The sequence below is a fragment of the Neorhizobium descurainiae genome (assembly GCF_051400715.1).
GTDB lineage: Bacteria > Pseudomonadota > Alphaproteobacteria > Rhizobiales > Rhizobiaceae > Neorhizobium.
The window spans coordinates 85,475-111,637 of record NZ_JBLFFK010000014.1; the positions used below are offsets into that span (position 1 = coordinate 85,475).

Below are 26,163 nucleotides of genomic sequence, written 5' to 3' on the forward strand. Positions count from 1 at the left end.
AGACAGATGAACTTCGACATTGGCGACGGCGTCGACAGCGCCGTCAACTACATCCTCGACAATTTCGGTCCGCTTCTCGATTTCATCGCGGCAACCATAGGTCTGGTGACGAACGGCATACAGGATGCTCTGCTCGCCATTCCCATGCCGGTCGGCCTTGCGATCTTCGTCGCCCTTTCGCTTTGGCGCGTCGGGCCAGGTTTTGCCGTTTTCACGGGCCTCTCGCTTTGGCTGGTGGAGCACATGCAGCTCTGGCCGGCGATGATGGAAACGCTGTCGCTCGTGATCGCCTCGACCATCATCGCGATGGTCATCGGTCTGCCGCTTGGAATTGCCATGGCGCGCGGCGACCGGGTCGCCGCCGCGGTGAGGCCCGCGCTCGATCTCATGCAGACCATGCCGGCTTTCGTCTATCTCATTCCGGCGGCGATGTTCTTCGGCCTTGGTGCGGTGCCCGGCACGATCGCGACTGTGATTTTCTCCATGCCGCCGGTCGTCCGCCTGACCAATCTCGGCATTCGGCAGGTGCATGTCGAGTTCATCGAGGCTGGGAACGCCTTCGGTTGCACGGCTTCCCAGCTTCTGTTCAAGGTGCAGTTGCCGAACGCCATGCCCTCGATCATGGCCGGCATCAATCAGACGATCATGCTGTCCTTGTCGATGGTGGTCATCGCCTCGATGATCGGCGCGGGTGGCATCGGCAATACGGTTCTGACCGGCATCCAGCGGCTTGACGTCGGCACCGGCTTCGAGGGCGGTATCGCCGTCGTCATTCTGGCGGTGATCCTCGACCGGATCACGCAGAGCCTCGGAAATAAGCGCGCCGGTGTCTGGCGTGCGCTTTTCCAGAAAGCAGCACGGCAGGAGACGGCGGAAGCGACCGCCTGATCTCGTGCTGAGCCATGGCGGCCACGTGCCGCCGAATGCGAACCTTCAAAAAAGGAGCAGATATGTTGAAGACACTCGTTACAATGAGCCTCGCGGCCGTCCTTTTCGGCGGCGTCACCACGGCAACGATGGCGCAGGATGCCGAGCCGGTCAAAATCGGCTGGGCTGCTTGGTCGGATGCGGAATTCGTCACCAAGCTTGCGGCAAAGCTCATCAAGGACGAGCTCGGTCAGGAGGTCGAACTGATCCAGACGGACGTCGCCCCTCTTTATCAGGGTGTCAGCCGCGGCGATCTCGATGCCATGATGATGGCTTGGCTTCCGCAGACCCACGCGGATTACTTCGCCAAGGTCAAGGACAGGGTCGAAACGCTCGGCAGCGTCTATGATGGCGCAAAGCTGGGCTGGGTCGTCCCGAAATACATTCCGGAAGATGCGATCGGCTCGATCGAGGACCTCAAGAAGGACGAGGTCAAGGAGAAGCTGAAGGGCCGTGTCGAAGGCATCGATCCGGGTGCCGGACTGACGCGCCTGTCCGAACAGGCGATCAAGGATTACGGCCTGGACGATTACAAGCTGCAGATTTCCAGCGAGGCGGGAATGCTGACCACGGTCGATCGCGCCATGCGTTCGGAGAACTGGTTCGTGGCAACCTCCTGGAGCCCTCACTGGATGTTCGGCAAATACGAGCTGCGCTACATCGAGGACCCCAAGAAGTCGCTCGGTGAGGCGGAGCACGTCGATGTCCTCGCGCGCAAGGGCTTCAAGGAGGACAACCCCAAAGTCGCCGACTTCCTGTCCCGCATGAAGCTGCCGCTTTCCGATCTTGAAAGCGCGATGTTCGACGCGCAGGAAACGTCCTACGACGAGGCTGTCGAAAAATATATCAAAGAGCATCCGGATCAGGTGAAGGCCTGGTTGGGCAGCAACGAAGGCTGAACCATTTGCGGGCTTCGCAGAGAAACGGTTGCGAGGCCCGCTCCATGTCTAGGGGTGTTTTATGATGTTTGATGAATATATCGCTTCTGCGTTGGCCGCGGACGATACGATCGGCGGTCGGATCTCGCTCGCGCGCGATGCACTGTCCATGTCGGTCGAGGACGCATCCCGGATTGTCGGGATCACATCGGAAACCTGGCGGAATTGGGAGAATGACCGTTCGGCGCCACGAGCCAATCAGCTCGACAGGATTGCTGGAGCGTTGCAGGTGAGCCTTGCCTGGCTGCTCAGCGGGAGGGGTATGGGCCCGGACTGGGACCAGCTTGGCACTGGCAGAACCCATTCGAGTTGGTTGCATTGATCGCTGGCATGCTTACGCGGCCACCACGCACGAGCAAGGAATTCGTCGGCGGCCAGTGCTAAAAACAGCACTTGTTGAGCGAATAAGCGGCAGCGCCGAGACTGGAAGCCTGCGGGCCGAGTTCGGAAATCAGAAGTTTGGGTGTCGGGCGCGACAGACCGTAGCGATTTATCTCGGTCAGGCTGACACGTTGAATGAGCTGGCGGGCAAGGCCCGTGGGAATCTGCCCACCCAGGATCACGGCCTGCGGATCGAGCACCGCCCAGAAAGCGGCGACGATCCTATTGAAATTCGGCGCAACGTCGTCGATCCACTCGTCAACGCCCGGCCATGAGGGATCGAAACGCGCCGCCATGTCCGAAATGGATGTGACGGCAATTCCCTCCGACTGTAACCGTTCCAGAAGAAATTGCAGTGCCGGCCGCATCGGGCGCTCCTCAGGCGTAAACAAAGCCGAAATCTCACCTGCATTTCCGCTACCGCCTGTGATCAATTGTCCATCGATGACAATGCTGCCACCCAGTCCATAGTTGAACGAGACATACGCAAAAGTCGGCAGCTGGCGGCCAAATCCAAGCATGGCTTCGCCAAGGGCCGCGGTATTGGCATTGTTTTCGATCCAGACGGGGAGACGAAACCGGGCCGAGAGCAGCGGGCCAAGTTCGATAAGCGACCAGTCCCGCAAGGGAAGGGGTGGATTGAACTGAGTTCCGCTCAGCCAGAACCCGGTGATACCGAAGCCCAGGCCGAGGCAACGATCATCGGCCAGGCGGTGGGCAATGCGCAGCGCCCGCATTCTGCGCGCGATCATCTCCAAAGTTGCTTCACGCCCCTCGCCGTCAAGCCGGAGTAATTCGTAGGCAATGGGACTGCCCGCGAAATCCATGAGGCAGAGACCGATTTCATCGGTGTTCAGGGACACGCCCCAGGTATAGGCAAAATCGGGAGCCAGATACAAAGAAGGGCTCGGTTTTCCGCGGCTGGACGGTGGCGGGGCTGCGCCTACACCGACAAGTCCGCGTGTCACCAGATCGACCGTGATGCGATGCACCGATTGCTGCGTGAGGTCCAGCTGCTTGGTCAACGCGGCGCGCGTGAGACCGGGCTGCCTCCAAAGCAGCCGCAGCATTCTGCGTTCGTTTTCCGACACGATGGGAGCTCCACGGGCACGTCGGAATTGCGCCGGTATCAGATGTTCCGGTCGATACACGATGATCCTCGCCGAATCCAAGTAGGTCGAGCGCGGTCCCGCGCGGGACTGATACCTAGCGCCTTAGACGAATATCACACCTTGGTGGTGATAAAAATGTTAACATGGCCCGGTATGCCGTCGAGCATCAATGCTGTGGCCGGGGTGTCCCCGCTAAGGAGACGGTTATGAAAAAGATATTCATCGCTTCAGCGTTCGTTGTCGCCAGCCTTTTGCCAGGCGCAGCAAGCGCGCAGACAGATAATGTTGCTTCTGAAGATAAACGCCCGAAGCTTTCCGTCGCCGTTGCCGATGTGCCGCCGACGCTGGAGCCGGCCCAGGAGCTTTCCAACCAGGGTGTGCGCATCACCTATTCGATGTTCGATACGCTGATCCGCCGGGATTTCCTGTCGTCGCCGAACGGCGACGGCTCCAAGCTCGTGCCGTCGCTGGCCGAAAGCTGGAAACGCATCGATGACCGCACGCTGGAGGTGAAGCTCCGCTCGAACGTCAAGTTCCACAACGGCGAGACCATGACCGCCGATGACGTCGTCTTCACCTTCTCGCCGGAGCGACTGACCGGCAAGGATGCGCCGCTGAAGCAGGGCCGTGCCTATTTCGGCGTCCTCGAAAAGGTCGAGGCAATCGATCCGCTGACGGTCCGGTTCACCACCAAGACGGCTGATCCGATCCTTGAGCAGCGGCTCGCGTCCTGGGCGGCCTGGATCGTCAACAAGAAGGACTGGACGGAGCATGCCAACGGCAAGTTTGCGAAATTCCCGGTCGGTACCGGTCCGTTCAAGCTCGCCGAATACAAGCCGGACGAAACGGTCAGGCTCGTCGCCTTCGACGATTATTTCGATGGCAAACCGACGGCCGCTTCGGTGACTTTCCGCGTCGTGCCCGAGCAGGCGACCCGTATCGCCGGCCTCGTCAGCGGCGAGTTCGACATCGCCACCAATATCGCGCCGGACCAGATCCAGCAGATCAACAGCTATCCGGACATCGAAGCGCGCAGCGTCGTTCTCGCAAACGCCCACGTGCTCGTCTACAATACCGAAAATCCGACCATCAAGGACAAGCGCATCCGCCAGGCGATGAACCTTGCCATCGACCGCAAGCTGCTTGTCGAAGCCCTGTGGAACGGCCAGGCCGTCATCCCGAAGAGCCATCAGTTCCCGGAATTCGGCGCCCTTTACGACGAGAAGCGCGCCGGCCTCGTCTACGATCCGGAAAAAGCCAGGCAGCTTCTCAAGGAGGCCGGCTACAAGGGCGAGGAGATCCGCTATTCGACCCGCGCCAACTACTATCTGAACGCCCTGCCGGCCGCCCAGGCGATCATGGAAATGTGGAAAGCCGCCGGGATCAACGGCAAGCTCGACATCGTCGAGAGCACAGACAACATCCCGAACAACGTGCGCATGGTCCGCACCTGGTCGAATTCCATCCGTTATCCGGATCCGGCAGGTGGCCTTTGGAACCTCTGGGGGCCCTTCGGCGGCGTGCAGCAGAACAAGGACTGGCTGCCGGCAGAGTTCAACAAGCTCGGCGAGGAACTCGACCGCACTGCGGACACGACCCAGCGCCGCGAAGTCTTCCAGAAGATGCTCGATATCTGGGAAGACGAGGCTCCGGGCACCATCCTCTACCAGCCGCTCGAAACCTATGGCGTTCGTAAGTCCGTGAAGTGGCAGCCCTATAACTTCTACTACATGGACCTGCGCCCTTATAACCTGACGTTCGAGGCCAAGCGCTCGTGACAACGCTGGAAGTTGAAGCGCGCCCTGCCGGTTCCAGCCGGCAGGGGACTCCCGTTTCGAGGCCGCCCATGCCGCAGGTGGAGAGGGTGCTCACCATCGACGGCCTGACGGTTGGGACCTCACGCGCCGATCTGGTGATCGATGTCTCGATTGAGGTGGGCGCGGGCGAGACGCTCTGCCTCGTGGGCGAAAGCGGTTGTGGCAAAAGCCTCACTTGTCTTGCCGCCATGGGACTGACGTCCGAACCGCTCATTCGCAAGGCCGGCCGGATCTCTTTCCTCGGACAGGCTCTTTCCTCGCTCAGCGAAAATAAGCTCGCAGACGTCCGCGGCCGCGACATGGCGATGATCTTCCAGGATGCCATGGCCGCGCTCAACCCCGTGCGTCGGGTCGGCATGCAGATCGCCGAAGTGCTGGTCGTGCATCGTGGGCTGACTTGGCGACAGGCGGAGAGGCAGGCGATCGACCTCCTTGCTTCCGTCGGGATCGCCGATCCGCAAATCCGTGCAAAAGCTTATCCGCACCAGCTTTCCGGCGGCATGTGCCAGCGTGTGATGATCGCAATGGCGCTCGCCTGCCGGCCCAAGCTCCTGATCGCCGATGAAGCGACGACGGCGCTTGATGTCACGACACAGGCGCAGATCCTGAGACTGATGCGCGAGTTGCAGGCGGAAACAGGTGCGGCGATGATCTTCGTCACCCATGATCTCGGCGTGGTTGCGGAGATCGCCGACACGGTCGCGGTCATGTATTCCGGCCGGGTGGTGGAGACCGCCGCCGTCGATGCGCTTTTCGAAAAGCCGCTGCATCCCTATACACGCGGCCTGATGGCTTGCCGCCTGCATGCGACGACCGAAAGACATGGACGCATCGCGGCCATCGAGGGAACGGTGCCGAGCCCGGCGCGCCGGCCCGAGGGCTGCAGTTTCCGGCCGCGTTGTCCCTACGCGGCCGAACAATGCATTGAACTGCCGGCTCTGCGTCCGATCAGTGCCGATCACCGCGCCGCCTGTCATTTCGCCGGAGACTTCGCATGAGCGGCAAGGGCAGCGTGGTTCTCGAAGATACCGTCAAGGTCTATCGCTCCGGCGGCGGCCTGTTCCGCGGCAAGACGAGCGTGCGGGCAGTCGATCATGTCAGCATCACGCTTGAACCCGGCGAAACCCTCGGCATCGTCGGTGAAAGCGGCAGCGGCAAATCCACGCTCGGCCGCATCGCTGCCGGTATCGAAAGCCCGACTTGCGGCAATGTTTTGCTGGATGGAAGACCCTATGCCCGCATCGGTTCGGCCGCATGGCGGCGTGAACGGCGCGGCGTTCAGATGGTTTTCCAAAACCCATCCAAGGCGCTCGACCCGCGCATGACGATCGCTGGCCAGATCGAGGAGGCCATGCAGGCGCATGGGCTGTTCGATCCCGAAGGGCGCAAGGCGCGCATGGAAGAGATGCTGGCGCTCGTAGGATTGCCTGGCATGGGCGGGCGTTACTCGCACCAGCTTTCCGGCGGACAGCAGCAGCGGGCGGTCATCGCCCGCGCACTCGTGCTTGAGCCGAGGGTCGTCGTCTGCGACGAGGCGGTAAGTGCTCTCGACGTCTCCGTGCAGGCGGAGATCATCAACCTGCTCAACGATCTCAAGTCCCGTTTCGGTATGGGTTACCTTTTCATCTCGCACGATCTCGGCGTGGTGCGGCACATCAGCGACCGGATCGCGGTGATGCAGAAGGGGGTGATCGTCGAAACCGGCAGTGCTGCTGAAATCTTCGCCGATCCGAAGCACGACTATACCCGCTCGCTGCTCGCAGCGGTTCCGGCGGCGACGCCTGCTGAACGGCGCGCTCGCGAGCGCCGCATCGCCTGACAACAAGGAAATCGTAATGTCTTTGCCCGCCATCATCGCTCATCGCGGCTACTCCACCCTCTACAGGGAAAATTCTCCAGCCGCCTGGACCGGCGCGATCGAAGCAAACGCCGACTATATCGAGGTGGACGTTCGCGTGACGAGCGACGGCAAGGTCGTGTGCTGCCATGACAAGGACCTGAAACGCCTCGCAGGCCGGGAAGATGCGATCGCCGAGGTGACGAGCAAGGAACTGGCAGTGATCGAGGCACAGGGCTTTCCTGCCGCGCCGGCGCTTGCGCTGCTTTTCGAAACGGTTCCGGAAGACCGGCCGATCCTCTTCGATGTCAAGGACGAGCGGCCGGAAGCGCTCGATATCCTGCTTGCCGCGTTCGCCGAGGTGGCCTCTCGTGATCTGACACTCGGGCTGCATGCGTCGGGCTCCGTCAGGCATGTTCGGACAGCAGGCTGGACTCGGCCCATCCTCGGGCTCGTCAAGAGTTTCGACGAGGAAGCCTTCTTCGAAGCTGGCGGCGATATCCTGCGCATCTGGGAATGGGATACGGGGCCGGGCCGCATCAGCGGTCATGTGGAGAGTGGCCGACCGGTCTGGATCACCGCCGGCGAGGGTGCCACCGGTCGCCGGGTGGGCGATTTCGCCGCAGACGATCTGCTGCGCATGGTGCGCGAAGGTGCCTCCGGGTTCCTCGTCAATGATCCGGTAGGGGCGCGGCAGGTGCTTGCCGAGACCTTGGAGCTTCGGCCATGAGGCTGCAATTCATCCTGACGAAGCTCATCCGCGGCTGCCTGACACTGCTTCTCGCCGTGACCTTCGTCTTTATCGTGCTGCGCGTCTCGGGAGATCCGGTGACGATGATGCTGCCGGACGACACGCCGCCGGCGATCGTGGCGGAATACAGGGCCGCCTGGGGGCTCGACAGGTCGCTTCCCGAGCAATATGCGCGTTATATCTGGTCTGCCGCGCAGGGCGATCTCGGCTATTCCTTCCGCGACGATCGGCCGGCACTCGAAGTGGTGCTGGAGCGCGTGCCGATGACCCTTCTGCTCGGGCTTTCCGGTTTTGCGATCACCGTCGTCATCGGGCTCGTTGCCGGGATTGCCGCGGCACTGAAGCGCGGCACCGGCGTCGACCATGCGGCCATGGCTTTTTCGATCTTCGGCCACAGCATGCCGAATTTCTTTTTCGCCATCCTGATGATCCTGCTCTTTTCCATGACGTGGCGGGTGCTGCCGAGCTCCGGAGGGGCTACCTGGTCGCACCTCGTCCTGCCGGCGGCGACGCTCGGCATCATCAATGCCGGTACTGTCGCGCGGTTTACGCGCTCCTCCATGCTGGAAGTATTGCACCAGCCCTATATGCGCACGGCCCGTGCCAAAGGCCTCAAGCTGACCCGGCGCGTGATCGCCCATGCGATTCCGAATGCGGCAATTCCGGTCGTCACCGTACTTGGCCTGCGCCTTGGTTCGCTGATCGCCGGCGCCGTCGTGGTCGAGACGGTGTTTGCATGGCCCGGCATCGGCCTGATGCTGGTCAATGCCGTCGGTCAGCGTGACCTTCCGGTAGTGCAGACGATCGTGCTTCTGGTCGCGCTCACCATGGTTCTCACCAATCTCATGGTCGATTTGACCTATGGCTGGCTCGATCCGCGCATCGAAACCCGGCAAGCCAAGGAGGACCGATGACCATTGACCAGTCACTGCCGGCGGGAAAGGCACGCAGGCTCGGCATAAGGGACGCTGGCAGGCCCCGGTTCGTCATCCTGTTCTGCATGGTGTGGCTGGCGCTGGTTCTGCTGGTGGCGGCCGGAGCCGACCATCTGGCGCCCTTTAGCTACACGGAGCAGAGCCTGCTGAACCGTTTGAAGCCGCCGGCTTTTTGGGGCGGTGATCCGAAATATCTGCTCGGCACCGATGGGCTCGGCCGCGATGTGTTGAGCCGACTGATCTATGCCACGCGCATGAGTGTGGTGATCGCTATCGTCGGCTCCATGATTGGTGCGACCTTCGGCACGCTTCTTGGCTTCTGCGCGGCTCATTTCCGCGGCCTGGTCGAAGATGTCGTGATGATCTTCGTGGATTTTCAGGCGAGCATGCCCTTCTTCATCATCGCGCTCGCGGTACTCGCCTTCTTTGGCAACAACTTCGAACTCTTCCTGGTGGTGGTCGGCCTTTATGGTTGGGAGGTCTATGCGCGGCTGACACGTGGCCTCGTGCTGCAGGCGAACGGCCACGGTTATGCTTTCGCGATCCGCACGCTCGGCGTTCATCCGGCACGCATCTACATGCGGCATATTCTGCCGAATATTCTCAGCGTATTGATCGTCCAGCTGACGCTCAATTTCCCCGAACTCATCCTCATCGAAACGTCGTTGAGCTTCCTTGGCCTTGGCATTCAGCCGCCACAGACAAGCCTTGGATTGATGCTCGGAGAGGGGCGAAACTATCTGGCGACTGCCTGGTGGACGGGCGTGCCGGCCGGCATCGTCATCTTCCTGACGACGCTGTCCATCAGCCTCGTCGGCGACTGGCTGCGCGACAAGCTCGATCCGACGCTGAAATCCGCGGAGATGTAATTCCGGCTTAAATTCCCTTGCCGATCAGGGTTTCGTAGCGGTCGCCGATGACGCCAATGCTGAAATCTGCCGCACGCATCTTGAGTTCCGGCACTTGCGGTGGCTCTGCCAGAGTCTTGCCGATAGCTTCTGCGAGTGCCGCGGCATCGCCGACAGGAACCAGCGCCCCGAAGCGGCCATCGGCAAGGATCTCGCGTGGTCCATGTGGCGCATCGGTCGACACGACCGGAATGCCGGCCGCCATCGCCTCGATCAAAACGTTGCCGAAGCCCTCGCTTGTTGACGAGAGAACGAAGAGGTCGGCGATCGCGTAGCACACGGCGGGATCGTTGACGTAACCCGGGAAAAGCACCCTCTCGGAGATGCCGAGTTCGCCCGCATAGGCGACGAGATTTTCTTTGAGCGGCCCGTCGCCAAAAATCACCAAACGGCACCTTTGCGCCGGATCAAGGATCGAGAATGCCTTTAAAAGCGTCCGATGGTCCTTGACCGGCACCAGGCGCCCGAGAGTGACGACCACCGGACCCTCTCCCATGGCTGCAAGGGCGGCCTGCCATGCGTGGGGTGCAGCGTTGCGCTGATGCAGGGGAGGAAGCGGATTGTGAATGACCGCCACCTGATCATCGTGGAATCCGCGCGCCGAAAGATCGCGGCCGATCCCGCTCGATACCGCTATTGCCCGGGTTGCGCGCCAAGCGATCAGCCGCGTCAAGATTGGCGCGATGCGCGAACCCAAGCCATTGCTCTCCAATGAGGCGGCGGCATGGTAGCTTGGAAAGAACGCAGCGCGACAGCCGCCGAAAAGGAGGGCGAGCGTGGTCAGCAGATTGGCGAATTCAGGCGCAGAGAAAACGGCATTGGGCTGCTCGCGGCGCAGGAAGGCCGCTGATCTGGCAAGTCCCTTGAGGGTTGCGGACTTTCCGAAGCCCTCGCCATGGATCGCCAGTCCTAGAGTGACGAGATTGACCTGCGGACCGATGAGTTCGGCATTGGGACCTTCGGCATTCCAGACGAAGAGCGTCACCGCATGGCCCCGCACCGCCATTTCATTGGCCATCAGGACGAAAACGCGCTCGGCACCGCCTCCCCTCAAGCTCGGAACGTGAAAGACGATCCGTTTCCTCATGTCTGCGTTCACGAATGGTGGAGCGCTTTTGGGGGCGAAAGCCGCAGATCAGCGATGATGCCGCGGATGACGGCAAGACCGAGACCGAGGATGAAACCGCCTATCGCGCCGATGATGAGGAGAACAGCCGTGCTTGGCGGCCACGAGCGGCCACCGGGGGGCAAGGCTCCGGTGATCACCCGGATGTTGTTGGTGTTGATTTGCTCGCGTTCGGTAATTTGCCGCGCGCGGGAAAGAAAGCTCTCATATATCGCAGCCTTGGAGGTCGCATCGCGCTGCAGCTCGCGCAATTCGATCTGAGACTGGTTGTCGTTGAAAATCGAGCCTTCGACCTCTGCCATTCTGGCGGTCAGCTCACCCAGTGCAGCATTCGCCTTGTCCAGTTCTGACTTGGCCGCGCTCGCAGCTCGGTCCAGTTCGACCTTCACCTGTTCACGAATGGACGAGAGCTGAGCTTTCAGCCTGACGATGGAAGGATGCCGCTCGCCGAAGACCACCTTCTGGTCATCGAATTGCTGTTGCATGGCGCCTGCGCGTTGGAGCAATTCAGCCAGTGCGGGGGAGACGGCGACCTGAGTGCCAACAGGGGCGCTTTCCGCCTTCTGAAGCGCATTGTAGGTCACCTGCGCATCGATGACGCGCGAGCGGGCAGCGACGATCTGGCTGTTAAGCTGGCTGATCGTCTGAGAGCTGACGGGTTGACCATTCTCGCCGGTCGACAGATTGTGATCGCGCTTATAGGCCTCGACCCGCTCTTCGGCCGCCAACACGTCGCTCCTGAGCTCTTCGAGCCTGTTATCGAGCGCGCTGGCGGCGCGGTTTGCACCCTCCGCATCCGCCGCGGCGAGTTCGGCCTGGAAAGCGCTGACGATTGCCTGCGAAATTGCTATCGCCTTTTCCGTTGTTTCAGCCGAGACGGACAAGCTTGCGATAAAGGACCTTTCGTCTGTACTGATGCCGACCTTCGTTCGCAGGGCCTTCAGGGCTGAGAGTTCGGGATTCGGTCTGGATGCCTCACCGCGTCTGAGAAATGTGAGAAAGCCAGCCGTTGGAGGCTTGTAGAACTCCGGATCCTCGTAAAGTTTCAGCTCCTTCACGACGCGCGACAACACATTGCCTGATGTCATGACGCGTATCCGACTGCCGAGATTAAGAAGCTGGCCGTCCACCTGGCCCGGCACCGTGAAAAGATCATTGTTGACCACCTGGAGATTGGCCGGGTCGATGAGAACGTCGGTGGTAACCGTATAGCGGGGGGGGCTGGCGATACCATATCCGGCGGCGGCGGCGGCTCCAAGCACGGCAAGGACAACGGCCAGCCCGATGCCTGCCTTCAGCCATACGAAGACACGACGCAGATCGAGTTCCATGAAGCTTGCGATCTTGTCGAGCGTCACGGTCTCCCCGGCGGCGGCCGGAGCCTCGGCCTGATGCCATTCCCTGTCAAAATCTTGTCGATCGGAAGCGCCCCCGCGTGGCGCATCCGCCAGATAATCGAGAAGAGAAGAAGCCATTAGGTTAACGCCTCGTTTCCTATGCTGGGGCTAGTTATAGAGGCATGCGGTTAACGGCTTATTTTCCCCTGTTGTAATTTGACGGTGCAGGTGGGGGCCGCAGACCGGAATGGCGGAAGGTTTCTTCGGCAAGGAGATGAAATGTCCTATTCTGTCCCAGGCTCTCAATATCCGCGAGCGGATGCCGACATCCGTCAGAACGCCCTTGGAATTCTGTTTCTCTTCCTGACGGCCGGGGTGCTCGTATTCCGTCTGGTCATGACGCCCCATCTGATGAACATGCTGGTGGATTACACGAACGAGGGCGGACCGTTTTACGCCAAGTTTCATCTGGGAACTTACGCCATTGCGGCAACGCTTGTTGCGGCGCTGTTCTGCCGGCCTTTCGTCCTTGCAGGAGACGATATCAGCCTCTTTCGCGCATTGGTGCGCTATGCGGCCCTCATGGGCGCTCTTGTCCTTTATCTCATCCTCGCCGGGCGATTGGGTGCGACAGGTTTCCTCATCGACACATACTTCACTGCGGTTCTGACGGCTCTCGTGATGCTGACGCAAAATGAGCAAAGCCGGAGAATCATCGCTACCACGGTTCTGTTGATCCTGCTTGCAAGCGCCGTCATTGCCATCGGCGAGGCGCTCACACAGCATCGCCTGATGCCTTTTACCGAGGGCGAACCCTTCTTCCGGGCCACCGGGCTTTCCGGTCATCCTTTGGCATTGGGGGCCCATTGCGCGATCGCAATCGGTTTCGTGCCCCTCACGCGCTGGCGGATCTGGATCAAGATGGCCGCCGTCTTCGTGCTTTTCATCGGCTGTGCAGCCGCAGGTGCCCGTCTCGCCCTGATGCTTTCCGCGGTCGAGATACTCCTCCTTCTGCTTTTCGTGCGGTGGCCAAAGCTCTCATCCCGCCACGAACGTCAGGCGAAATTCATCGCGCTGCTGGTGACGTTCTTCATCGGAGCGGTGTTGATCGCGGTACTATTGGCGGGTGGACTCCTCAGCCGTTTCAGCTCGGTCGTTGACGAGAATTCCTTGGCCCGCGTGAGGATTTATCAGATCTTCAACTATGTCGGCTGGAAGGAAATCCTGACTGGCATGGATGCCACCGACCTTCTGACGCTCGTCAACGAGAAGCTGGGGCTTCCTTTCATCGAAAGCGCTCCGGTCATCATCATCATGCTCCTCGGTCTGCCGGCCGCAATCGTCTTCACGCTTATCGTGATCCGGTATGTCCTGCGGCTTCTGCGCGGAAGCGAGGCGGCTGCGAAGATCGGGGCTTCCATCTTCATTCTGGTCGACCTGTCGAACAACGCCCTGGCCACCAAGACGCCCGACATCATTCTTCTCACCATTCTGATCGTCGGCTTCCGCAGCTCGGTTTCCACGGCGCATGTGCCGGCGAGGCCGCGGGCAGGCAAAGCCGTTATCGGGGGCTATCGATAACCTCCAGCCGCCCTGCTCGATTGAGGGTATGAATGCGAGCACGTGCCTTCGGCATCGGTCCCATGATCGGGAGTACCGGGCCAAGCTCGACGTTCGAAGCCTCCAGCTTGACAATTTCGCGCAAGCCCAGACCTCCCCCGTAAGTCTCGGTTCCGTCCTGCACCGGCAGAAAGATCTTGCCGGCCATGCAGATGGTATTTCCGCCCGGGCGAGCGCCGGCGCGGTCGATCACGATCGGGTTCAGCGGATGAGGCTCCCAGGGACCACGCAGATTGTCGGCGCTGTAGACCATCATCGTATCCGACGCACTACCGCTGCCAAATCGTTCCGTTCCAAACATCCAAAGCCGGCCCTGATGCTCGAGCAGGGTCGCGTCATTGAAGTTCCGGCCTTCGATCAGCACGGTGTCGCGCACCCAATGGTCGGGAAAGGATTGAGCTCGATAGAGGACAACCTGATCCGCCGATCCACTTTCCGGGATCATGAATATGGATCCCTCGCGCGCGAAAACATTCGGATAGGAAAGATGATGCGGCTCCTCCAGCACGGGGCGGGGACGATCGAATTTTCCCTCCTCGCTTAGTTCGGCAACCGAGATGATGCCTCGGCCACGCGCATAGGGGTATTCTTCGACGAACAGATATTGGCGTCCCTCATGTTCCATCGGGAAGGGATCGGCGTAGAAGCGCTGCCCGTCATCGGCCAGAACCGTAAAAGGCGGATCAGCGATCTGCCCGTCTTCGGCTATTCCCCGGCCGTCGATAAAACGGTAGGCGGTCTGCCAGGAGAATTCCCGGTGTCCGGGCCTCAGTTTGCGCAATGCCCGGGCTCCGAGGCCGGTGACGAGACGTTGCATATAGCCCGGCGCGAGGAAACGCGGCGCTCGTTCGACTTGTGCCGCATGCACCTCTTCGAGCCGACCCGCCTCGAAACAGGCAATCGAATGCGCGATCAGCGATTGTGCGGCCGCAAGAACTTCGTTGACATCGCGCGAGAGCCAGGCTTTGTCACTGATCATGGGGGAGGCGCCACCGATCGGCTTGCCGTCGAGCCGGGCGGTAATGTCGACAAGACCGGAGCCCGATCGCAGAAGGGCAAACGCTTTCGGCAGATAGGGACAGCCGTTGATTTCAATGGTCAGGACCGGGAGCCCGCGCGCAGATGCCTTGCCGGTAAGGTCGATCAGTAGATCCAATGCATCGGGGAGATGATCCGCCGGTGGCGGCGACGTCAGGGATGCAGACGAAGGGCCGCCCCGCCATGATTCCAGCGCGAGGACAGCATCCAGGAAAGGCATCGGCGGTGCGCCTTCGACCTGGGCGAAATAAACGTCATGACCGAGGGAGCGCAATCTGGCGCCGAGCTCGTGTTCCCACCGCCTCGCGCTCTCCTTGAATGTTGCAATAAGGATTTTTTTCAAGATCGCTCGAAGCCCGCGTTCGTATCACCCACCCCCTAGGTTTCTGACCCAGGCCTCCACTACAGATTGCAGGTCATGGTTAATGAAGAATTTAACAGGGTCGATTGCTGCGTATTTTTGTACAGGTCTTTAAAATTCTACTAATAAATTCAATCTGGCCGAAATCTATTTGCGCCACTCTGCCCGCGTCCAAGGTGATGACACGGGTTGATCATGAAGTTCGTACCAAGTCTCGAGTTCAGAAGCCAAAGGCGGCTGCTCATTGTATTCGGCACGAGACCTGAAGCGCTGAAATGCTTTCCGGTGGCGCGCGCGGCGCTATCCCATGCTGGTTTCGAGACGCAAGTCTGTATCACGGGGCAACATAGGGAGATGGTGGATCAGATCATCTCTCTGACCGGATTGCCGGTCCACCATGACCTTAACATCATGCAACCGGGTCAGACACTGTTCGACGTGACGGTGCGCGTCCTCAAAGGCATGGAAGAGGTGCTGGATAAGGCTAAGCCCGATATCGTGATGGTTCAGGGTGACACCACCACCGCAATGGCGGCGGCGCTTGCGGCCTTCTACAAGCGCATTCCGGTCGCCCATATCGAAGCCGGGCTTCGCAGCCACAACATCGACTCTCCCTTTCCCGAAGAGCTGAACCGGAAGATCGCCGGTGACATTGCCCGTTGGCATTTCGCACCGACCCAGCAGGCGCGCGCCAATCTTCTCGCCGAAGGAAAGACCGAAACGAGTATTTTCGTCACGGGTAACACCGTGATCGACACGCTTCTTTACTTCTCAGACCTTCTTGATGCCGATCAGATGAAGAATGCCGAGCTGGCCGCACGCTTCAAATTTCTCGATCCTTCGAAAAAACTCGTGCTGGTCACCGGCCATCGCCGTGAGAATTTCGACGGGGGAATCGAACGCATCTGCAGGGCTCTCAAGGTGCTGGGCACGCGTGGCGACGCGCAGATCGTCTATCCGGTCCATCCCAATCCGAATGTCCGGGAAGTGGTCAACCAAATGTTGGGCAACATTCCGAATATCCATCTGATCGAGCCGCAGGACTATCTGCCCTTCCTCTACTTGCAGAAGAGGAGCTATCTGGTTCTGACGGATAGCGGCGGCGTCCAGGAAGAGGCGCCCTCTCTCGGCAAGCCGGTGCTTGTGATGCGGGAGAACACCGAGCGACCAGAAGGTGTGGCTGCAGGCACTGCCCGGCTGGTCGGCACCAACGTCGATACCATACTGCAAAACACGAACACGCTGCTGGATGACGAAGCCGCCTACAGAGGCATGGCCGAGCAGCACAATCCCTACGGCGACGGCAGGGCCAGCCACCGAATTCTCGAGGAGCTATTACATGTCTGATATCAGAAGCGTTTCCGTCATCGGCATGGGTTATATCGGACTGCCCACCTGTGCGATTTTTGCCAGCCGCGGTTTCGACGTCATCGGTGTGGATATCAACGAGGCCGTCGTCGAGAAAGTCAATCGCGGCGAAATTCACATCGTTGAACCCGATCTCGACGGCCTGGTCCAGAAAATGGTGGCAAACGGCAAGCTGAAGGCCTTCAGCAGCCCGCAACCTGCCGATGCCTATGTGATTGCCGTTCCCACCCCGATCACGGATGACCGCAAGCCGGATATCAGCTACGTCCTGGCTGCGGCGCGGGCTATCGCCCCCATCCTGAAGAAGGGGGATCTGGTCGTGCTGGAATCGACGTCGCCGGTTGGAACCACGCGTGCCATGAACCTGTTGCTTTCCGAGCTTCGCCCGGATCTGACTTTTCCGGGAGCTGTCGACAAGGATTCCGACGTCTACGTCTCCTATTCCCCGGAGCGGGTCCTTCCGGGCAATGTCCTCAACGAACTCATCAACAATGACCGCTCGATCGGCGGGCTCTCCCGCCGGTCCTCGGAACAGACGGCAGCTCTCTATTCGAGTTTCGTTGCGGGTGACCTCTTCATCACCGTCGCGGAAGCGGCCGAACTGGTGAAGCTCACGGAAAACGCCTTCCGCGACGTCAACATCGCCTTTGCCAACGAACTCGCCGCCGTCTGCCAGGACCTGTCGCTCAACGTGTGGGAGGTGATCGATCTTGCCAACCGGCATCCGCGCGTCAACATCCTGCAGCCCGGCCCCGGCGTCGGAGGCCACTGCATCGCGGTCGATCCTTACTTCATCATCGACGCGGCACCTGACAGCACGCCGTTGATGCAGTCCGCCCGCCGCATCAACTCGAACCGGCCGCATTCCGTCGTCAGGGACATCGAATCCCTCCTGGAATCAGGACGCCAGCAGACGATCGCCTGCCTGGGCTTGAGCTTCAAGCCCAATATAGACGATCTGCGGGAAAGCCCGGCGGTGGAGGTCGTCAAGCTGCTTTCGGAGCGCAAGGACACCAAGATTGTCGCTGCCGAACCGAACACGCGATCGCTGCCCAAGGAGCTTGAGGGCAAAGGCATAGTCTTTACCGATGCGCTTTCGGCGATCGACCAGGCCGACATCGTCGTGCTGCTGGTCGATCATCGCCAGTTCAACTTCATCGATCCGGAATCGCTGAAGGGCAAGAAGCTTGTCGATACCAGGGGCCTGTGGACATGGCGCAAGGCGCGCAAGCCGGATGCCCGCATCGAAGGAAAGAAGAACAAGGGCAAGCAACCGGCCCTTTTGACCATGGAGAAGGCGGCATGAGCACTCAGCAAAACCCAGGCTGGTTCAGTCATCCGCTGCTTTCGTCGCGCAAGATCGAGTTCCTCGGTTGTCCGATGCACGGCATCACCATGGAAGAGACACTTGGCCTTGCAGAGGAAGCCATGCGGGAAAAGCGGCCGCTTCATCACGTGGTCGTCAACGTCGCCAAACTCATCACCATGCGCAAGAATGCGGAACTGCACGAGGATGTCGTCGGCGCGGACCTGATCAATGTCGATGGTGTCGGCGTGCTTTGGGGCGCCAGACTCTGCGGTGTGGAGTTGCCGGAACGCGTCGCTGGGGTCGATATCATGCTCAAGCTGTTCGGCCTCTGCGCCAGACGTGGCTATCGGCCGTATCTGCTGGGAGCCGAACAGCCGGTGCTCGATGCCGTGGCCTTGCGCCTTTCGACGGATCACCCAAGGCTCAAGATTGCCGGCATGCGCAACGGCTATTTCAAGCCGGAGGACGAGGAGGGCATTGTCAGGGCGATCAACGATTCAGGGGCTGACTGCCTGCTCGTCGCCATGCCCACACCGCGCAAGGAGCGCTTCCTGAAGAAATATCGTCATGTGCTGAAACCGAGCTTCGTCATGGGGGTCGGTGGCAGCTTCGACGTATATGGCGGCAAGGTTTCCCGGGCACCGAGGCTTGTCCAGGCGCTCGGGTTCGAGTGGCTGTTCCGGGTGATGCAGGAGCCCAAGCGGCTATGGCGCCGTTACTATGAGACGAATACCGCCTATGCTGTGTTGCTCAGCCAGGAGATCCGTCGTCGTCGCATCCACCGTTGACACTTTGATGGGAGAACGGAAGGCTGGCCGATCGCCAGCCTTTCTTGTTTGCGTATTTGCTCGCTGATGTCGAAATCCTGTATGCGGCGGGTAGATCCTAACCGAATTGCTGCAGCCGGCTCCGGACGATACCAAGGCCGTGCCGCGCTTCTTGCGGATAAAACAGGGCGTTCAGTCCAAGAAAACCAATCCCGGCGACGAGCCCGGCCGCGGCCAGGCGGAAGATGACATGCATGTCGCCGAGATAGCCGCTCACAAGCGCTGCTGCGACGCCCACGCTTGCCGAAATCGCAAGGGAAATCGCAAGGGCTCGCCACGGCAGAGGTATTGGCGTCAGGCGTTCGCTGATCAGCATCGAAACCAACAGGTTCACGATGGCGCCACCGGCGAGTGCGAGTGCGGCTCCAACCTCTACCATGCGGGGTATGAGGAGAAAGGATAGGGCGATGGTCGCGGTGGAGCCGGAAAACTTGCTTATGATGAGCAGCCAGGGCCTTTTATGGGCATAGACAACCGCGCCGTAAACGAAATCCGCGAGATTGGTGCAGACCGCACTGCAAGCGATGATCGCGAAGAGCAAATTATAAGGTCCGTCGTAGCTTGCCGGGAGCAACAGTTCTGTCAGATCGTGACCGAGGGCGGCCAGAAGAGCGGCAACCGGCAGGCTGAGCGTGAAGATAAGCGCGAGGAATTGTTTGAGAAGTGCAGCAATCGCGGCAGGTCCCTCTTCGTCAAACCGCGCGACTGCTTCTGGAAAGGCACCCATATTGATGGCATTGGCGATCATGTCGACCGGCTGGCGAGCAAGCGCATAGGCGGCCGCGAAGACAGCCACCGCCGTAGCATCGTGATAGATCTTGAGGAACACCCGCTCGGCGTTTGCAAGCCCGAAGCTGACGAGGGCCATCACGACGATCGGCACCCCGAGCGCGAAGAATTCGCGATGGGTGAAACGTGGGGGGCCGCTGATAACCCGCCGGGATGCGACGATGCCGGCGACGATGCCGGCGATCAGCGTACCGAAGCTGGAAGCGAGCGATATCGAGAGGAAGGAATTGTGTTCCACCAGTATGGTGGCCACGGGGAAGACGAGCTGCAGGAGCGCCCGCAAGAATTCCAGCATCGCATAGGTGGAGTGCCGCTGCTGCATCTGGAGGATAACGAGCGCGTAACGGGCAATCGCGCCGGCAACGAGATAGACGCAGACGGCGATCGAGAAATCCACCCAACGTTCCGGCACAACGAGATTGCTGGCCACGACAGCGATGACAAGGGCGAGAAGCGTCGTGCAGAGCAGGATGTTGCCGGCGCGCGCCAGGCTTCCGCCGGTAACGTCGCCTTTGCCGCCCAGCCTGAGCAGAGAGATGCGAAGCCAGTTCGTCACGGCCACATCGGTCATTTCTCCGACCGTCACCACCAGCGTCAGAAGGCCGTATTCGGTCTTGTCGATGAGCCGCGTGGCGATCACCAGAAACAGGAGGGCGGAGATGCGGGTCAGCAGGATGGCCGGGCCGTAGATGAGTGTGGATTTGAGCAGCAAAGAAGTTTCCTTGAAACGGTTCGGCCAATCCAGGTGACAATGCTGGCGATATGGGTGAAGCGCCGGATGATTTAACGGAATCCTAGTCGCCAAACGTTAACAGTAACGGTGGTTTGGTTTCAGGTCAGTGTAAAGCGAGGAAGACATGCTGCAGCGCAGTCCCGCCGAGCGTATCGTCAACGTCATGGTGGCCACGCCGGCTGGAGGGGCGGGGCAGGGCGGTATCGACAGGATTATGGCTTCCCTGAAGCGCGAGCTTGAGCGATGCGCTCGCAGCGATGTCAAAGTCCGCTTCCTGGCCACCCGGGGAAACGGGCATCTTGCCCGTTCCTTTTTATACCTGTCCGGTTTCTGCTTCAGCATGCTCATCGCCCGCATCCGGAAAGAGGTGGATGTCGTTCATATCAATCTTGCCAGTTACGGCAGTACCTATCGCAAGCTTGTTATTGCGATATGCGCGCGAATGCTAGGCATCCCTTATATTCTTCACCTTCACGGCGCCGAATACATGACGTTTTGGTCGGACGAGGACACATTTCTCAACCGGACAATCCGGTCCATGTTCAAACAGGCGAGCGGGATCATCGTTCTCGGCAAGGCCTGGCGGGAGTTCATTCTTCGGAAGGTGCCGGAAGCGGAGAAACGTCTGGTCATCGTGCCGAATGCCACGGAGGTTCCGCCCTTGCCCCATGAAGGCGGCGGCGACAAGGTTCATATCCTGTTTCTGGGAAGGATCGAGACGAGAAAAGGGGTTCCCGAGCTTTGCGAGGCGCTCGCCTCGCTGGCGGACCTGTCGGGCTGGCGCGCGACCATCGCCGGCGACGGCGAGGTGGCGAAGCTGCGCCTGCGGCTGGCGGAACTTGGCCTTTCCGACCGGGTCGTAGTTCCCGGATGGCAGGGACCGGAGGACGTCGCCCGCCTGCTTTCCAAGGCGGATGTCCTCACCCTCCCGTCCTTTGCCGAAAACCTGCCTATCTCGGTCATCGAAGGGATGGCAGCCGGCCTTGCCGTCGTTGCGACACCGGTCGGCGCGATAGAAGACATCATCAGCGACGGAAAGACCGGTCTCCTTGTGCCGCCCGGTGATGTCGGCGCATTGAAGAAGGCGTTGGAGCGGCTGATCAAGGAGCCGGACCTTCGGGAGCGTCTTGGTGACGGGGCGCGGGCGGCGCATCGGTTACGGCTCGATGTGGCGCCCTATACCGACACTCTGCGCAATATCTGGAAGGCTGCAGCGGGAACAGGCAAAACTCCGGTGGAAGACCGATGAAGCCTTTGGACGTCATGCGCGGCTTTTATGTCCGCAGCCCCCGCTTCGTGCGCGATGCGGTCAGACCTTTGATCTCGCTCGTGCCGACAAGCGTGAAATTCGGCAGGACCTATGCGGATTGGCGGGCTCGCATCGCGAGAGCCGAGGGCGACCCGCACTATGCCGATGAACAGCACCTTGCTTTTCTTCGCGCACTTCTTGCCAAGGCCCATCAGGGCAGCCCGTTTTACCATACTCTCATCGATGACGCTTTCGGCGCCGGTTTCAATCCTGCAGTCCTGATGCCGGAGGATCTGCGCCGCCTGCCGGTGCTGGGCAAGAAGCAATTGCGGGAGGCCGGCGACGCGGCCTTGGCGGTGCCGCGCTGGCAACTGGACAGGACGGAGACCAGCGGGTCCAACGCAGAGCCTCCCTTCAGCTTTTTTCTCGACAAGGATCGAAGCGCGAGGGAAATGGCCTTCGTCTACGATGCCTGGTCCAGGATTGGCTTCAGCGAGCGTGAGGCGCGGATCAGCCTGCGGGGCTTTCATCTGAAAGACGGTAGCGCCGGTCTTTATGACTGGGACCCTGCTTTGCGCGAACTGAAGCTTGCGGTTTTTCCAATGACGGTCGAGGATGTGAAGGCCTATCTCGACGAGATCGACCGGAGAGGGATCCAATTCCTGTACGGCTATCCGTCCGCCATCGAACTTCTATGCCGCCGCATGCGCCAGCTCGGGCGAATTCCAGCTTCCGGGATAAAAGGAATATTACCGATCTCGGAGCCCCTTTACGATCATCAGCGCGCACTGATCCGCAATGTTCTGGGTGACGTGAAATTCGGCGTCTTTTACGGCTTGAGCGAGAAGGTGGCCTTTGCCGTTGAAGTCCAAGGCGAAGACGGCCTTTATGAATTCAATCCGCTCTATGGCGTTGCGGAACTTCTCGACGAGAACGGCAATTCCGTCATCGAGCCGGGCCGGGAGGGACGTATCGTAGGCACCGGTTTCCTCTCGACGGGAATGCCGTTCATCCGCTACGATACGGGAGATTTCGGAAAGCTGGTCGAGCTCCCGACGCCTGAGAATGGCCGGCGGCTTCGTATCCGGGCCCTGGCTCCCCGCCGCAAGCCCGGCTTTCTCATTTCCCTCGATGGGCAGCGGATCGTGACGACCGACCTCACGCCGGAAGATCCGAAACTTTTCAACGGAATCGCTGAGTATCAGTTCTATCAGGATACGCCCGGAAAGGTCGTGATCCGATACATTCTCGACAGAGAGGGTTCGATCGCGGATGTCGAGAGGTTGCGTTCCTATGTTTCGGCAAAGAGCCGGGGATGTCTCGCCTTTGCGCTGGAGGACGTTCCGCAGATCGCCAGCGGTCGGGGCGGCAAACGGGCCTTCATCGACCAGCGGCTCGATGTCACGCGCTATTGAGCCGGCTGTTTCGGCAGCCCGATCGCCTGCAGCAGGTCCGCGTCGGGCACCGCCGGCCCCTGCGGCTCGATGACCGTCATCCCGTCAGGATTGGCATATTCCCAGATGGACCAGGGGAAGCCATGGTCCTCCGCAGTCTCGCGGACTGTCCGCAGATAGTGGAGCCTGTCGGCATCATATGCGCCGGAGCGGCCGTCGGCGGATATACGAATGACCCCGAATTCCCCCATGAAGAGCCTTGTCGGGGAAATGCCGTGTCGTGTCGCCCAATCCACCGCTTCGCCGATACGCGCCTTCAACTTCGCATCGTCCCAGTTCTCCTGAAAATATTCGGCGATACGCCCCTCGACCCTGGCGAGGTTTGCGGTCTGCTCGATCTGGTTCAGACCCGCCGCTTGCATATGGGCCTTCAGCCCCTGAACGACGCTTTCGGGCGAACCGCTTCTCGCGGGCCAGGGAAAGCCGGAGACGAAGCCGCCCGGCCTGTCCGAGCGCTGATGGGTGAAACTGTGCGGCTCGTACATGTGGAAACTGTAGTAGATGTTTTCGTCATCGAAGGTCGGCTCGATGTTGGCAAGCCCGGTAATGCTGCCGCCGCAGGCGCCGGTCGCAACGATCGTAAGCTCGGTGCTGACCGACCGGATGTCCGCCACCGTGTCGGTCATGATCCGTTGCCAGTCGTCTGTGCCGCTTGCGTCGCAAGGATAGTAGGCGGGCTCGTTATAAGGTTCGAAGGCGACCTTGTCGGTGCCGATCGCCATCAGCATGGATGCCACGGATTTCACCATCGTGCGGTAACGGGTAACGCCGTCGCTGTCCGCACCGCCATAGATCATGTCCATTCCGTAGGCGGGCACCTGGCTGACGCCATGCAAATTGAAGACGACCTTGAGGCCGGCGGAAGTCAAGCGCTGGACAGCGCCGGAGAGCAAGTCCAGCGCTTCCTTCCTGCGTGCGCCTTCGCTGGCGGCGAGCGGACCGGGGTCGACGGTCAGGCGGACGAAGTCGAAACCGAGCGAGCGGATACGGGCGAATTCATTGCCTTTCGGCCAATCGCTCATCGGTCGCCCCAGGGACAGCCACTCATCCACGGTGCGGTACGGCGGCCAGCGGTAGGAACCGTCCTTCTCGACTGGCGACCAGTTCAACCATCCGTGCAGGCCGACGCCGCGGCCGAGTGGGAGAGGCTCCGCCTGGGCGGCCGACGCCGTGATCATGATGCCAAGCAATACAACGGTCAGTCTCATCGGATGCGGCCCCTTTGCTTGAAAGGGATGTTAACCCATGCGTGGGAAAAGAGAACCGCGCGGCCCGAAAGCCTGACGGGATGGTAAATGTCGAGGCCGTGCTACGGAGTCCCATGAAGCTCAAATGGTACATCAGTCGGCTGCGCAGCATGGAGCCTGCCGAGATCCTTCATCGGGTTGGTGAGGTTGGACGCAAGGCGGTGTCCCGCCACGTCAAGAACGGATGGCAGCACCACCGGCCGGGCAAGCTCCTGCCGGTGTTTCCGGACCTGAGGGAGCGGCTTGCGGGAGCTTTGCCGGAACAGAGGCAGGCGATCGGGGAGGCTGCGGCGAAGGCCCTTTCCGGCAGTTTTTCCGCCCTTGGAATAGACTGGCCCCAGCGGAATTCGAGTTCGCTCTATCCGGACGATCTCTGGCGTCTCGATCCGGTGACAGGCGGCGCATGGCCCGGCGCCGGCACCTACACCTTCGACATCGACTACCGTCATGGCAACGGCCGGGGGGACATCAAATATGTCTGGGAGATCGGCCGCCTCCAGCAACTGCCGGTGCTCGCAGCTCATGCGGTCCTGAGTGGCGATTTTCGGGCGGTCGCTGCGATCGAAGCTGCGATCGAAAGCTGGCACAGGGCCAATCCTCCTTTTCGCGGCGTCGGATGGGCATCGGGCATCGAGGTTGCGCTGAGGGCGATCAGTTTGGTGATCACGCATGATCTCGTTTGCGAACGGATGAGTGCGGAATGCCGAAATCGCATTGGCGAAATTCTTGCAGCAAGCGCTTACTGGCTGCCCCGCTTTCCTTCGAAGTTTTCCTCCGCCAACAATCATCTCGTCGCGGAACTGGCTGGCGACTATCTGATTGGTCTTTCGCTCGGACGCCCGACGGAGGATGCAAGAGACCGGCTTGTCGCCGAGACCCTTAAACAACTCCTGCCGGACGGCTGCGGGGCGGAGCAAAGTCCGACATATGCGGCTTTTACCGCCGAGTTCATCCTTGTCTGCATGTGGGCGGCGCGACAGCACGGGCAATCGTTCGGCCGGGCTGCGGAAGACAGGCTCTCGGCCTTTGCGGATTTCGTCGAATGGCTGCCGGAACGGGCAGGTTTCGGCGATGACGACGAAGGGCGCGTCGTGACGCTCGGCGAAGAGGCGGATTATGCCTCATCGGTTGCATCTGCCATTCGGGGGTTTCTCAACCAGCCCGGAAGGATTCCGGAAAGCGGCGATTTCCGATCGCTCTTCTTCGACCGGCCGACTGGCGCAATCGCCAGCCACGACGGTTTGCGCGTATTCAGCGACGGCGGAATTTCCGTCTGGCGGGGAGAGGTGGGAGGACGACGCGCGGAACTCACATTCGATCATGGCCCCCTCGGCTATCTTTCCATTGCCGCCCACGGGCATGCCGACGCACTCTCCGTGACGCTCTTCCTCGACGGAGACCCGGTTTTGGTGGACCCCGGTACTTGGCTCTATGGCTCGGGTGGGGTCTGGCGAAATTGGTTCCGGTCGACGCCGGCTCATAACACGCTCAACCTCGCCGCCGAAGACCAGAGCGTGATGTCCGGTGCCTTCAACTGGTCTCATAAGGCTGCGGCCAAATTGATCGAAACCGCTTCCGAGCCGGACTGGTCGGTGATCGCCGAGCATGACGGATATCGGCGACGCTTCGGCGTGACGCACCGTCGCACCGTCCGGCGTTCAGGCGAGGCGATCCTGGTGACCGATTGTCTCATCGGCGGGGCATGTGACGCCGAGATCGTTTTCCAGGTCGCTCCGGATCTGGCCGCGGACGTTTGCGGGACGACAGCAAGCGTGGCGAGGCATGGGCGGAGACTGCTTGCGATCCGGTTTCCGCCGGGCGGGGTCTCGGTTCGAAGCGGCGGCGAAAAGCCGGGGGAGGGCGGCTGGGTCGCGCCGCGCTTCGGCGTGAGGGTCCCTGCGCCGCGCATCACATGGCGCGGCAGGGTTGGCGAGGAAGGCGTCGAGACCCTCCTGGAACCGGCTGGCGGGCTTTCGACGAACCGGTGATCCGATTGCTCCTGTCCGATTTCGGTGCGGTTGATCTTCTTCGGAAGAATTTGATCGAAACGCTTAGGCGAATGGCAATCGTGACGCTCTAAAATGGCTCCAGCAGATACA

General features: G+C 60.7%; 22 protein-coding genes. 16 read left to right on the forward strand and 6 right to left on the reverse strand.

Annotated elements, in window-relative coordinates; genetic code table 11:
* Positions 1–6: 6 nt before the first annotated feature.
* The 3 genes from ACMGE0_RS21900 to ACMGE0_RS21910 all read left to right on the forward strand — a co-directional run bounded on the left by ACMGE0_RS21900 (position 7) and on the right by ACMGE0_RS21910 (position 2,187).
* The gene (locus ACMGE0_RS21900; RefSeq protein WP_436818000.1) at positions 7–888 is read left to right on the forward strand and encodes an ABC transporter permease; all 882 of its coding nucleotides are present in this window, start codon (positions 7–9) and stop codon (positions 886–888) included.
* A gap of 62 nt (positions 889–950) precedes the next feature.
* Positions 951–1,826 carry a glycine betaine ABC transporter substrate-binding protein gene (locus ACMGE0_RS21905; protein WP_436818001.1) on the forward strand — a complete coding sequence of 292 codons (876 nt, stop codon included), beginning with the start codon at positions 951–953 and terminating at the stop codon, positions 1,824–1,826.
* A 61-nt stretch (positions 1,827–1,887) separates the two neighbouring features.
* Positions 1,888–2,187, forward strand: coding sequence for a helix-turn-helix domain-containing protein (locus tag ACMGE0_RS21910; protein ID WP_436818002.1), 300 nt, complete (start codon positions 1,888–1,890; stop codon positions 2,185–2,187).
* Between the two features lie 58 nt (positions 2,188–2,245).
* On the opposite strand, the gene ACMGE0_RS21915 is transcribed toward ACMGE0_RS21910, so the two are convergent.
* Positions 2,246–3,337: an ROK family transcriptional regulator gene (locus ACMGE0_RS21915; protein WP_436818003.1), complete on the reverse strand. Its 1,092-nt coding sequence runs from the start codon at positions 3,335–3,337 to the stop codon at positions 2,246–2,248.
* A gap of 227 nt (positions 3,338–3,564) precedes the next feature.
* Here ACMGE0_RS21915 and ACMGE0_RS21920 point away from each other — a divergent pair, with 227 nt between their 5' ends.
* From ACMGE0_RS21920 to ACMGE0_RS21945, 6 genes are all read left to right on the forward strand, one after another.
* Positions 3,565–5,136, forward strand: a complete 1,572-nt coding sequence (locus ACMGE0_RS21920) for an ABC transporter substrate-binding protein (RefSeq protein ID WP_436818004.1) — start codon at positions 3,565–3,567, stop codon at positions 5,134–5,136.
* Positions 5,137–5,204: 68 nt separating this feature from the next.
* Positions 5,205–6,173, forward strand: coding sequence for an ABC transporter ATP-binding protein (locus ACMGE0_RS21925; protein ID WP_436818005.1), 969 nt, complete (start codon positions 5,205–5,207; stop codon positions 6,171–6,173).
* Positions 6,170–6,994, forward strand: coding sequence for an ATP-binding cassette domain-containing protein (locus ACMGE0_RS21930; RefSeq protein ID WP_436818006.1), 825 nt, complete (start codon positions 6,170–6,172; stop codon positions 6,992–6,994). The genes ACMGE0_RS21925 and ACMGE0_RS21930 overlap by 4 nt, the downstream gene beginning before the upstream one ends.
* A 16-nt stretch (positions 6,995–7,010) precedes the next feature.
* Positions 7,011–7,742, forward strand: coding sequence for a glycerophosphodiester phosphodiesterase (locus ACMGE0_RS21935; RefSeq protein WP_436818007.1), 732 nt, complete (start codon positions 7,011–7,013; stop codon positions 7,740–7,742).
* Positions 7,739–8,677, forward strand: coding sequence for an ABC transporter permease (locus ACMGE0_RS21940; RefSeq protein ID WP_436818008.1), 939 nt, complete (start codon positions 7,739–7,741; stop codon positions 8,675–8,677). The genes ACMGE0_RS21935 and ACMGE0_RS21940 overlap by 4 nt, the downstream gene beginning before the upstream one ends.
* Positions 8,674–9,567, forward strand: a complete 894-nt coding sequence (locus ACMGE0_RS21945) for an ABC transporter permease (protein ID WP_436818009.1) — start codon at positions 8,674–8,676, stop codon at positions 9,565–9,567. The genes ACMGE0_RS21940 and ACMGE0_RS21945 overlap by 4 nt, the downstream gene beginning before the upstream one ends.
* A gap of 7 nt (positions 9,568–9,574) precedes the next feature.
* On the opposite strand, the gene ACMGE0_RS21950 is transcribed toward ACMGE0_RS21945, so the two are convergent.
* The gene (locus tag ACMGE0_RS21950) at positions 9,575–10,693 is read right to left on the reverse strand and encodes a glycosyltransferase (RefSeq protein WP_436818010.1); all 1,119 of its coding nucleotides are present in this window, start codon (positions 10,691–10,693) and stop codon (positions 9,575–9,577) included.
* 8 nt (positions 10,694–10,701) lie between these two features.
* Positions 10,702–12,090 (reverse strand): GumC family protein, encoded by a 1,389-nt coding sequence (locus ACMGE0_RS21955; RefSeq protein ID WP_436818011.1) that lies wholly within the window; start codon positions 12,088–12,090, stop codon positions 10,702–10,704.
* Positions 12,091–12,348: 258 nt separating this feature from the next.
* Between ACMGE0_RS21955 and ACMGE0_RS21960 the strand changes: the two genes are divergently transcribed.
* Positions 12,349–13,650, forward strand: a complete 1,302-nt coding sequence (locus ACMGE0_RS21960; RefSeq protein WP_436818012.1) for a VpsF family polysaccharide biosynthesis protein — start codon at positions 12,349–12,351, stop codon at positions 13,648–13,650.
* Here the strand turns inward: ACMGE0_RS21960 and ACMGE0_RS21965 are convergent.
* On the reverse strand, positions 13,631–15,070 hold the full coding sequence (locus ACMGE0_RS21965; protein ID WP_436818013.1) for a glucosamine inositolphosphorylceramide transferase family protein: 1,440 nt from the start codon (positions 15,068–15,070) through the stop codon (positions 13,631–13,633). The genes ACMGE0_RS21960 and ACMGE0_RS21965 overlap by 20 nt on opposite strands.
* 213 nt (positions 15,071–15,283) lie before the next feature.
* Here ACMGE0_RS21965 and wecB point away from each other — a divergent pair, with 213 nt between their 5' ends.
* Genes wecB through ACMGE0_RS21980 form a run of 3 tightly spaced genes read left to right on the forward strand, consistent with a single transcriptional unit; the run spans position 15,284 to position 18,553 of the window.
* On the forward strand, positions 15,284–16,435 hold the full coding sequence (gene wecB, locus ACMGE0_RS21970; RefSeq protein ID WP_436818014.1) for a non-hydrolyzing UDP-N-acetylglucosamine 2-epimerase: 1,152 nt from the start codon (positions 15,284–15,286) through the stop codon (positions 16,433–16,435).
* Positions 16,428–17,762, forward strand: coding sequence for a UDP-N-acetyl-D-mannosamine dehydrogenase (gene wecC / locus ACMGE0_RS21975; protein ID WP_436818015.1), 1,335 nt, complete (start codon positions 16,428–16,430; stop codon positions 17,760–17,762). Before wecB ends, wecC begins: the two co-directional genes overlap by 8 nt.
* A complete protein-coding gene (locus ACMGE0_RS21980) occupies positions 17,759–18,553 on the forward strand; it encodes a WecB/TagA/CpsF family glycosyltransferase (protein ID WP_436818016.1) in 795 nt (264 codons plus the stop codon). Before wecC ends, ACMGE0_RS21980 begins: the two co-directional genes overlap by 4 nt.
* A 97-nt stretch (positions 18,554–18,650) precedes the next feature.
* Here ACMGE0_RS21980 and ACMGE0_RS21985 read toward each other — a convergent pair whose 3' ends face one another.
* Positions 18,651–20,093 carry a lipopolysaccharide biosynthesis protein gene (locus tag ACMGE0_RS21985; RefSeq protein ID WP_436818017.1) on the reverse strand — a complete coding sequence of 481 codons (1,443 nt, stop codon included), beginning with the start codon at positions 20,091–20,093 and terminating at the stop codon, positions 18,651–18,653.
* A gap of 145 nt (positions 20,094–20,238) precedes the next feature.
* Between ACMGE0_RS21985 and ACMGE0_RS21990 the strand changes: the two genes are divergently transcribed.
* Together ACMGE0_RS21990 and ACMGE0_RS21995 are read left to right on the forward strand one after the other, a co-directional pair.
* Positions 20,239–21,363: a glycosyltransferase family 4 protein gene (locus ACMGE0_RS21990; RefSeq protein ID WP_436818018.1), complete on the forward strand. Its 1,125-nt coding sequence runs from the start codon at positions 20,239–20,241 to the stop codon at positions 21,361–21,363.
* Complete coding sequence (locus ACMGE0_RS21995) at positions 21,360–22,778, forward strand: phenylacetate--CoA ligase family protein (RefSeq protein ID WP_436818019.1); 1,419 nt, start codon at positions 21,360–21,362, stop codon at positions 22,776–22,778. The genes ACMGE0_RS21990 and ACMGE0_RS21995 overlap by 4 nt, the downstream gene beginning before the upstream one ends.
* On the opposite strand, the gene ACMGE0_RS22000 is transcribed toward ACMGE0_RS21995, so the two are convergent.
* Entirely contained in the window at positions 22,772–24,025 is a 1,254-nt protein-coding gene (locus ACMGE0_RS22000; protein ID WP_436818020.1) for a glycoside hydrolase family 5 protein, read from the reverse strand. The two genes, ACMGE0_RS21995 and ACMGE0_RS22000, sit on opposite strands and share 7 nt — an antisense overlap.
* 113 nt (positions 24,026–24,138) lie before the next feature.
* Between ACMGE0_RS22000 and ACMGE0_RS22005 the strand changes: the two genes are divergently transcribed.
* Positions 24,139–26,052, forward strand: a complete 1,914-nt coding sequence (locus ACMGE0_RS22005; RefSeq protein WP_436818021.1) for a heparinase II/III family protein — start codon at positions 24,139–24,141, stop codon at positions 26,050–26,052.
* The last annotated feature ends 111 nt before the right edge of the window (positions 26,053–26,163 follow it).

What these genes read in the sequence shown, in the direction of transcription:
- ACMGE0_RS21945 (WP_436818009.1), top strand. Translation starts at nt 8,674, where the DNA reads ATGACCATTGACCAGTCACTGCCGGCGGGAAAGGCACGCAGGCTCGGC.
- ACMGE0_RS21920 (WP_436818004.1), top strand. Translation starts at nt 3,565, where the DNA reads ATGAAAAAGATATTCATCGCTTCAGCGTTCGTTGTCGCCAGCCTTTTG.
- ACMGE0_RS21935 (WP_436818007.1), top strand. Translation starts at nt 7,011, where the DNA reads ATGTCTTTGCCCGCCATCATCGCTCATCGCGGCTACTCCACCCTCTAC.
- ACMGE0_RS22005 (WP_436818021.1), top strand. Translation starts at nt 24,139, where the DNA reads ATGAAGCTCAAATGGTACATCAGTCGGCTGCGCAGCATGGAGCCTGCC.
- ACMGE0_RS21950 (WP_436818010.1), bottom strand. Translation starts at nt 10,693, where the DNA reads ATGAGGAAACGGATCGTCTTTCACGTTCCGAGCTTGAGGGGAGGCGGT.
- ACMGE0_RS21980 (WP_436818016.1), top strand. Translation starts at nt 17,759, where the DNA reads ATGAGCACTCAGCAAAACCCAGGCTGGTTCAGTCATCCGCTGCTTTCG.
- ACMGE0_RS21905 (WP_436818001.1), top strand. Translation starts at nt 951, where the DNA reads ATGTTGAAGACACTCGTTACAATGAGCCTCGCGGCCGTCCTTTTCGGC.
- ACMGE0_RS21910 (WP_436818002.1), top strand. Translation starts at nt 1,888, where the DNA reads ATGATGTTTGATGAATATATCGCTTCTGCGTTGGCCGCGGACGATACG.
- wecC (WP_436818015.1), top strand. Translation starts at nt 16,428, where the DNA reads ATGTCTGATATCAGAAGCGTTTCCGTCATCGGCATGGGTTATATCGGA.
- ACMGE0_RS21940 (WP_436818008.1), top strand. Translation starts at nt 7,739, where the DNA reads ATGAGGCTGCAATTCATCCTGACGAAGCTCATCCGCGGCTGCCTGACA.
- ACMGE0_RS21960 (WP_436818012.1), top strand. Translation starts at nt 12,349, where the DNA reads ATGTCCTATTCTGTCCCAGGCTCTCAATATCCGCGAGCGGATGCCGAC.
- wecB (WP_436818014.1), top strand. Translation starts at nt 15,284, where the DNA reads ATGAAGTTCGTACCAAGTCTCGAGTTCAGAAGCCAAAGGCGGCTGCTC.
- ACMGE0_RS21930 (WP_436818006.1), top strand. Translation starts at nt 6,170, where the DNA reads ATGAGCGGCAAGGGCAGCGTGGTTCTCGAAGATACCGTCAAGGTCTAT.
- ACMGE0_RS22000 (WP_436818020.1), bottom strand. Translation starts at nt 24,025, where the DNA reads ATGAGACTGACCGTTGTATTGCTTGGCATCATGATCACGGCGTCGGCC.
- ACMGE0_RS21995 (WP_436818019.1), top strand. Translation starts at nt 21,360, where the DNA reads ATGAAGCCTTTGGACGTCATGCGCGGCTTTTATGTCCGCAGCCCCCGC.
- ACMGE0_RS21925 (WP_436818005.1), top strand. Translation starts at nt 5,205, where the DNA reads ATGCCGCAGGTGGAGAGGGTGCTCACCATCGACGGCCTGACGGTTGGG.
- ACMGE0_RS21990 (WP_436818018.1), top strand. Translation starts at nt 20,239, where the DNA reads ATGCTGCAGCGCAGTCCCGCCGAGCGTATCGTCAACGTCATGGTGGCC.
- ACMGE0_RS21900 (WP_436818000.1), top strand. Translation starts at nt 7, where the DNA reads ATGAACTTCGACATTGGCGACGGCGTCGACAGCGCCGTCAACTACATC.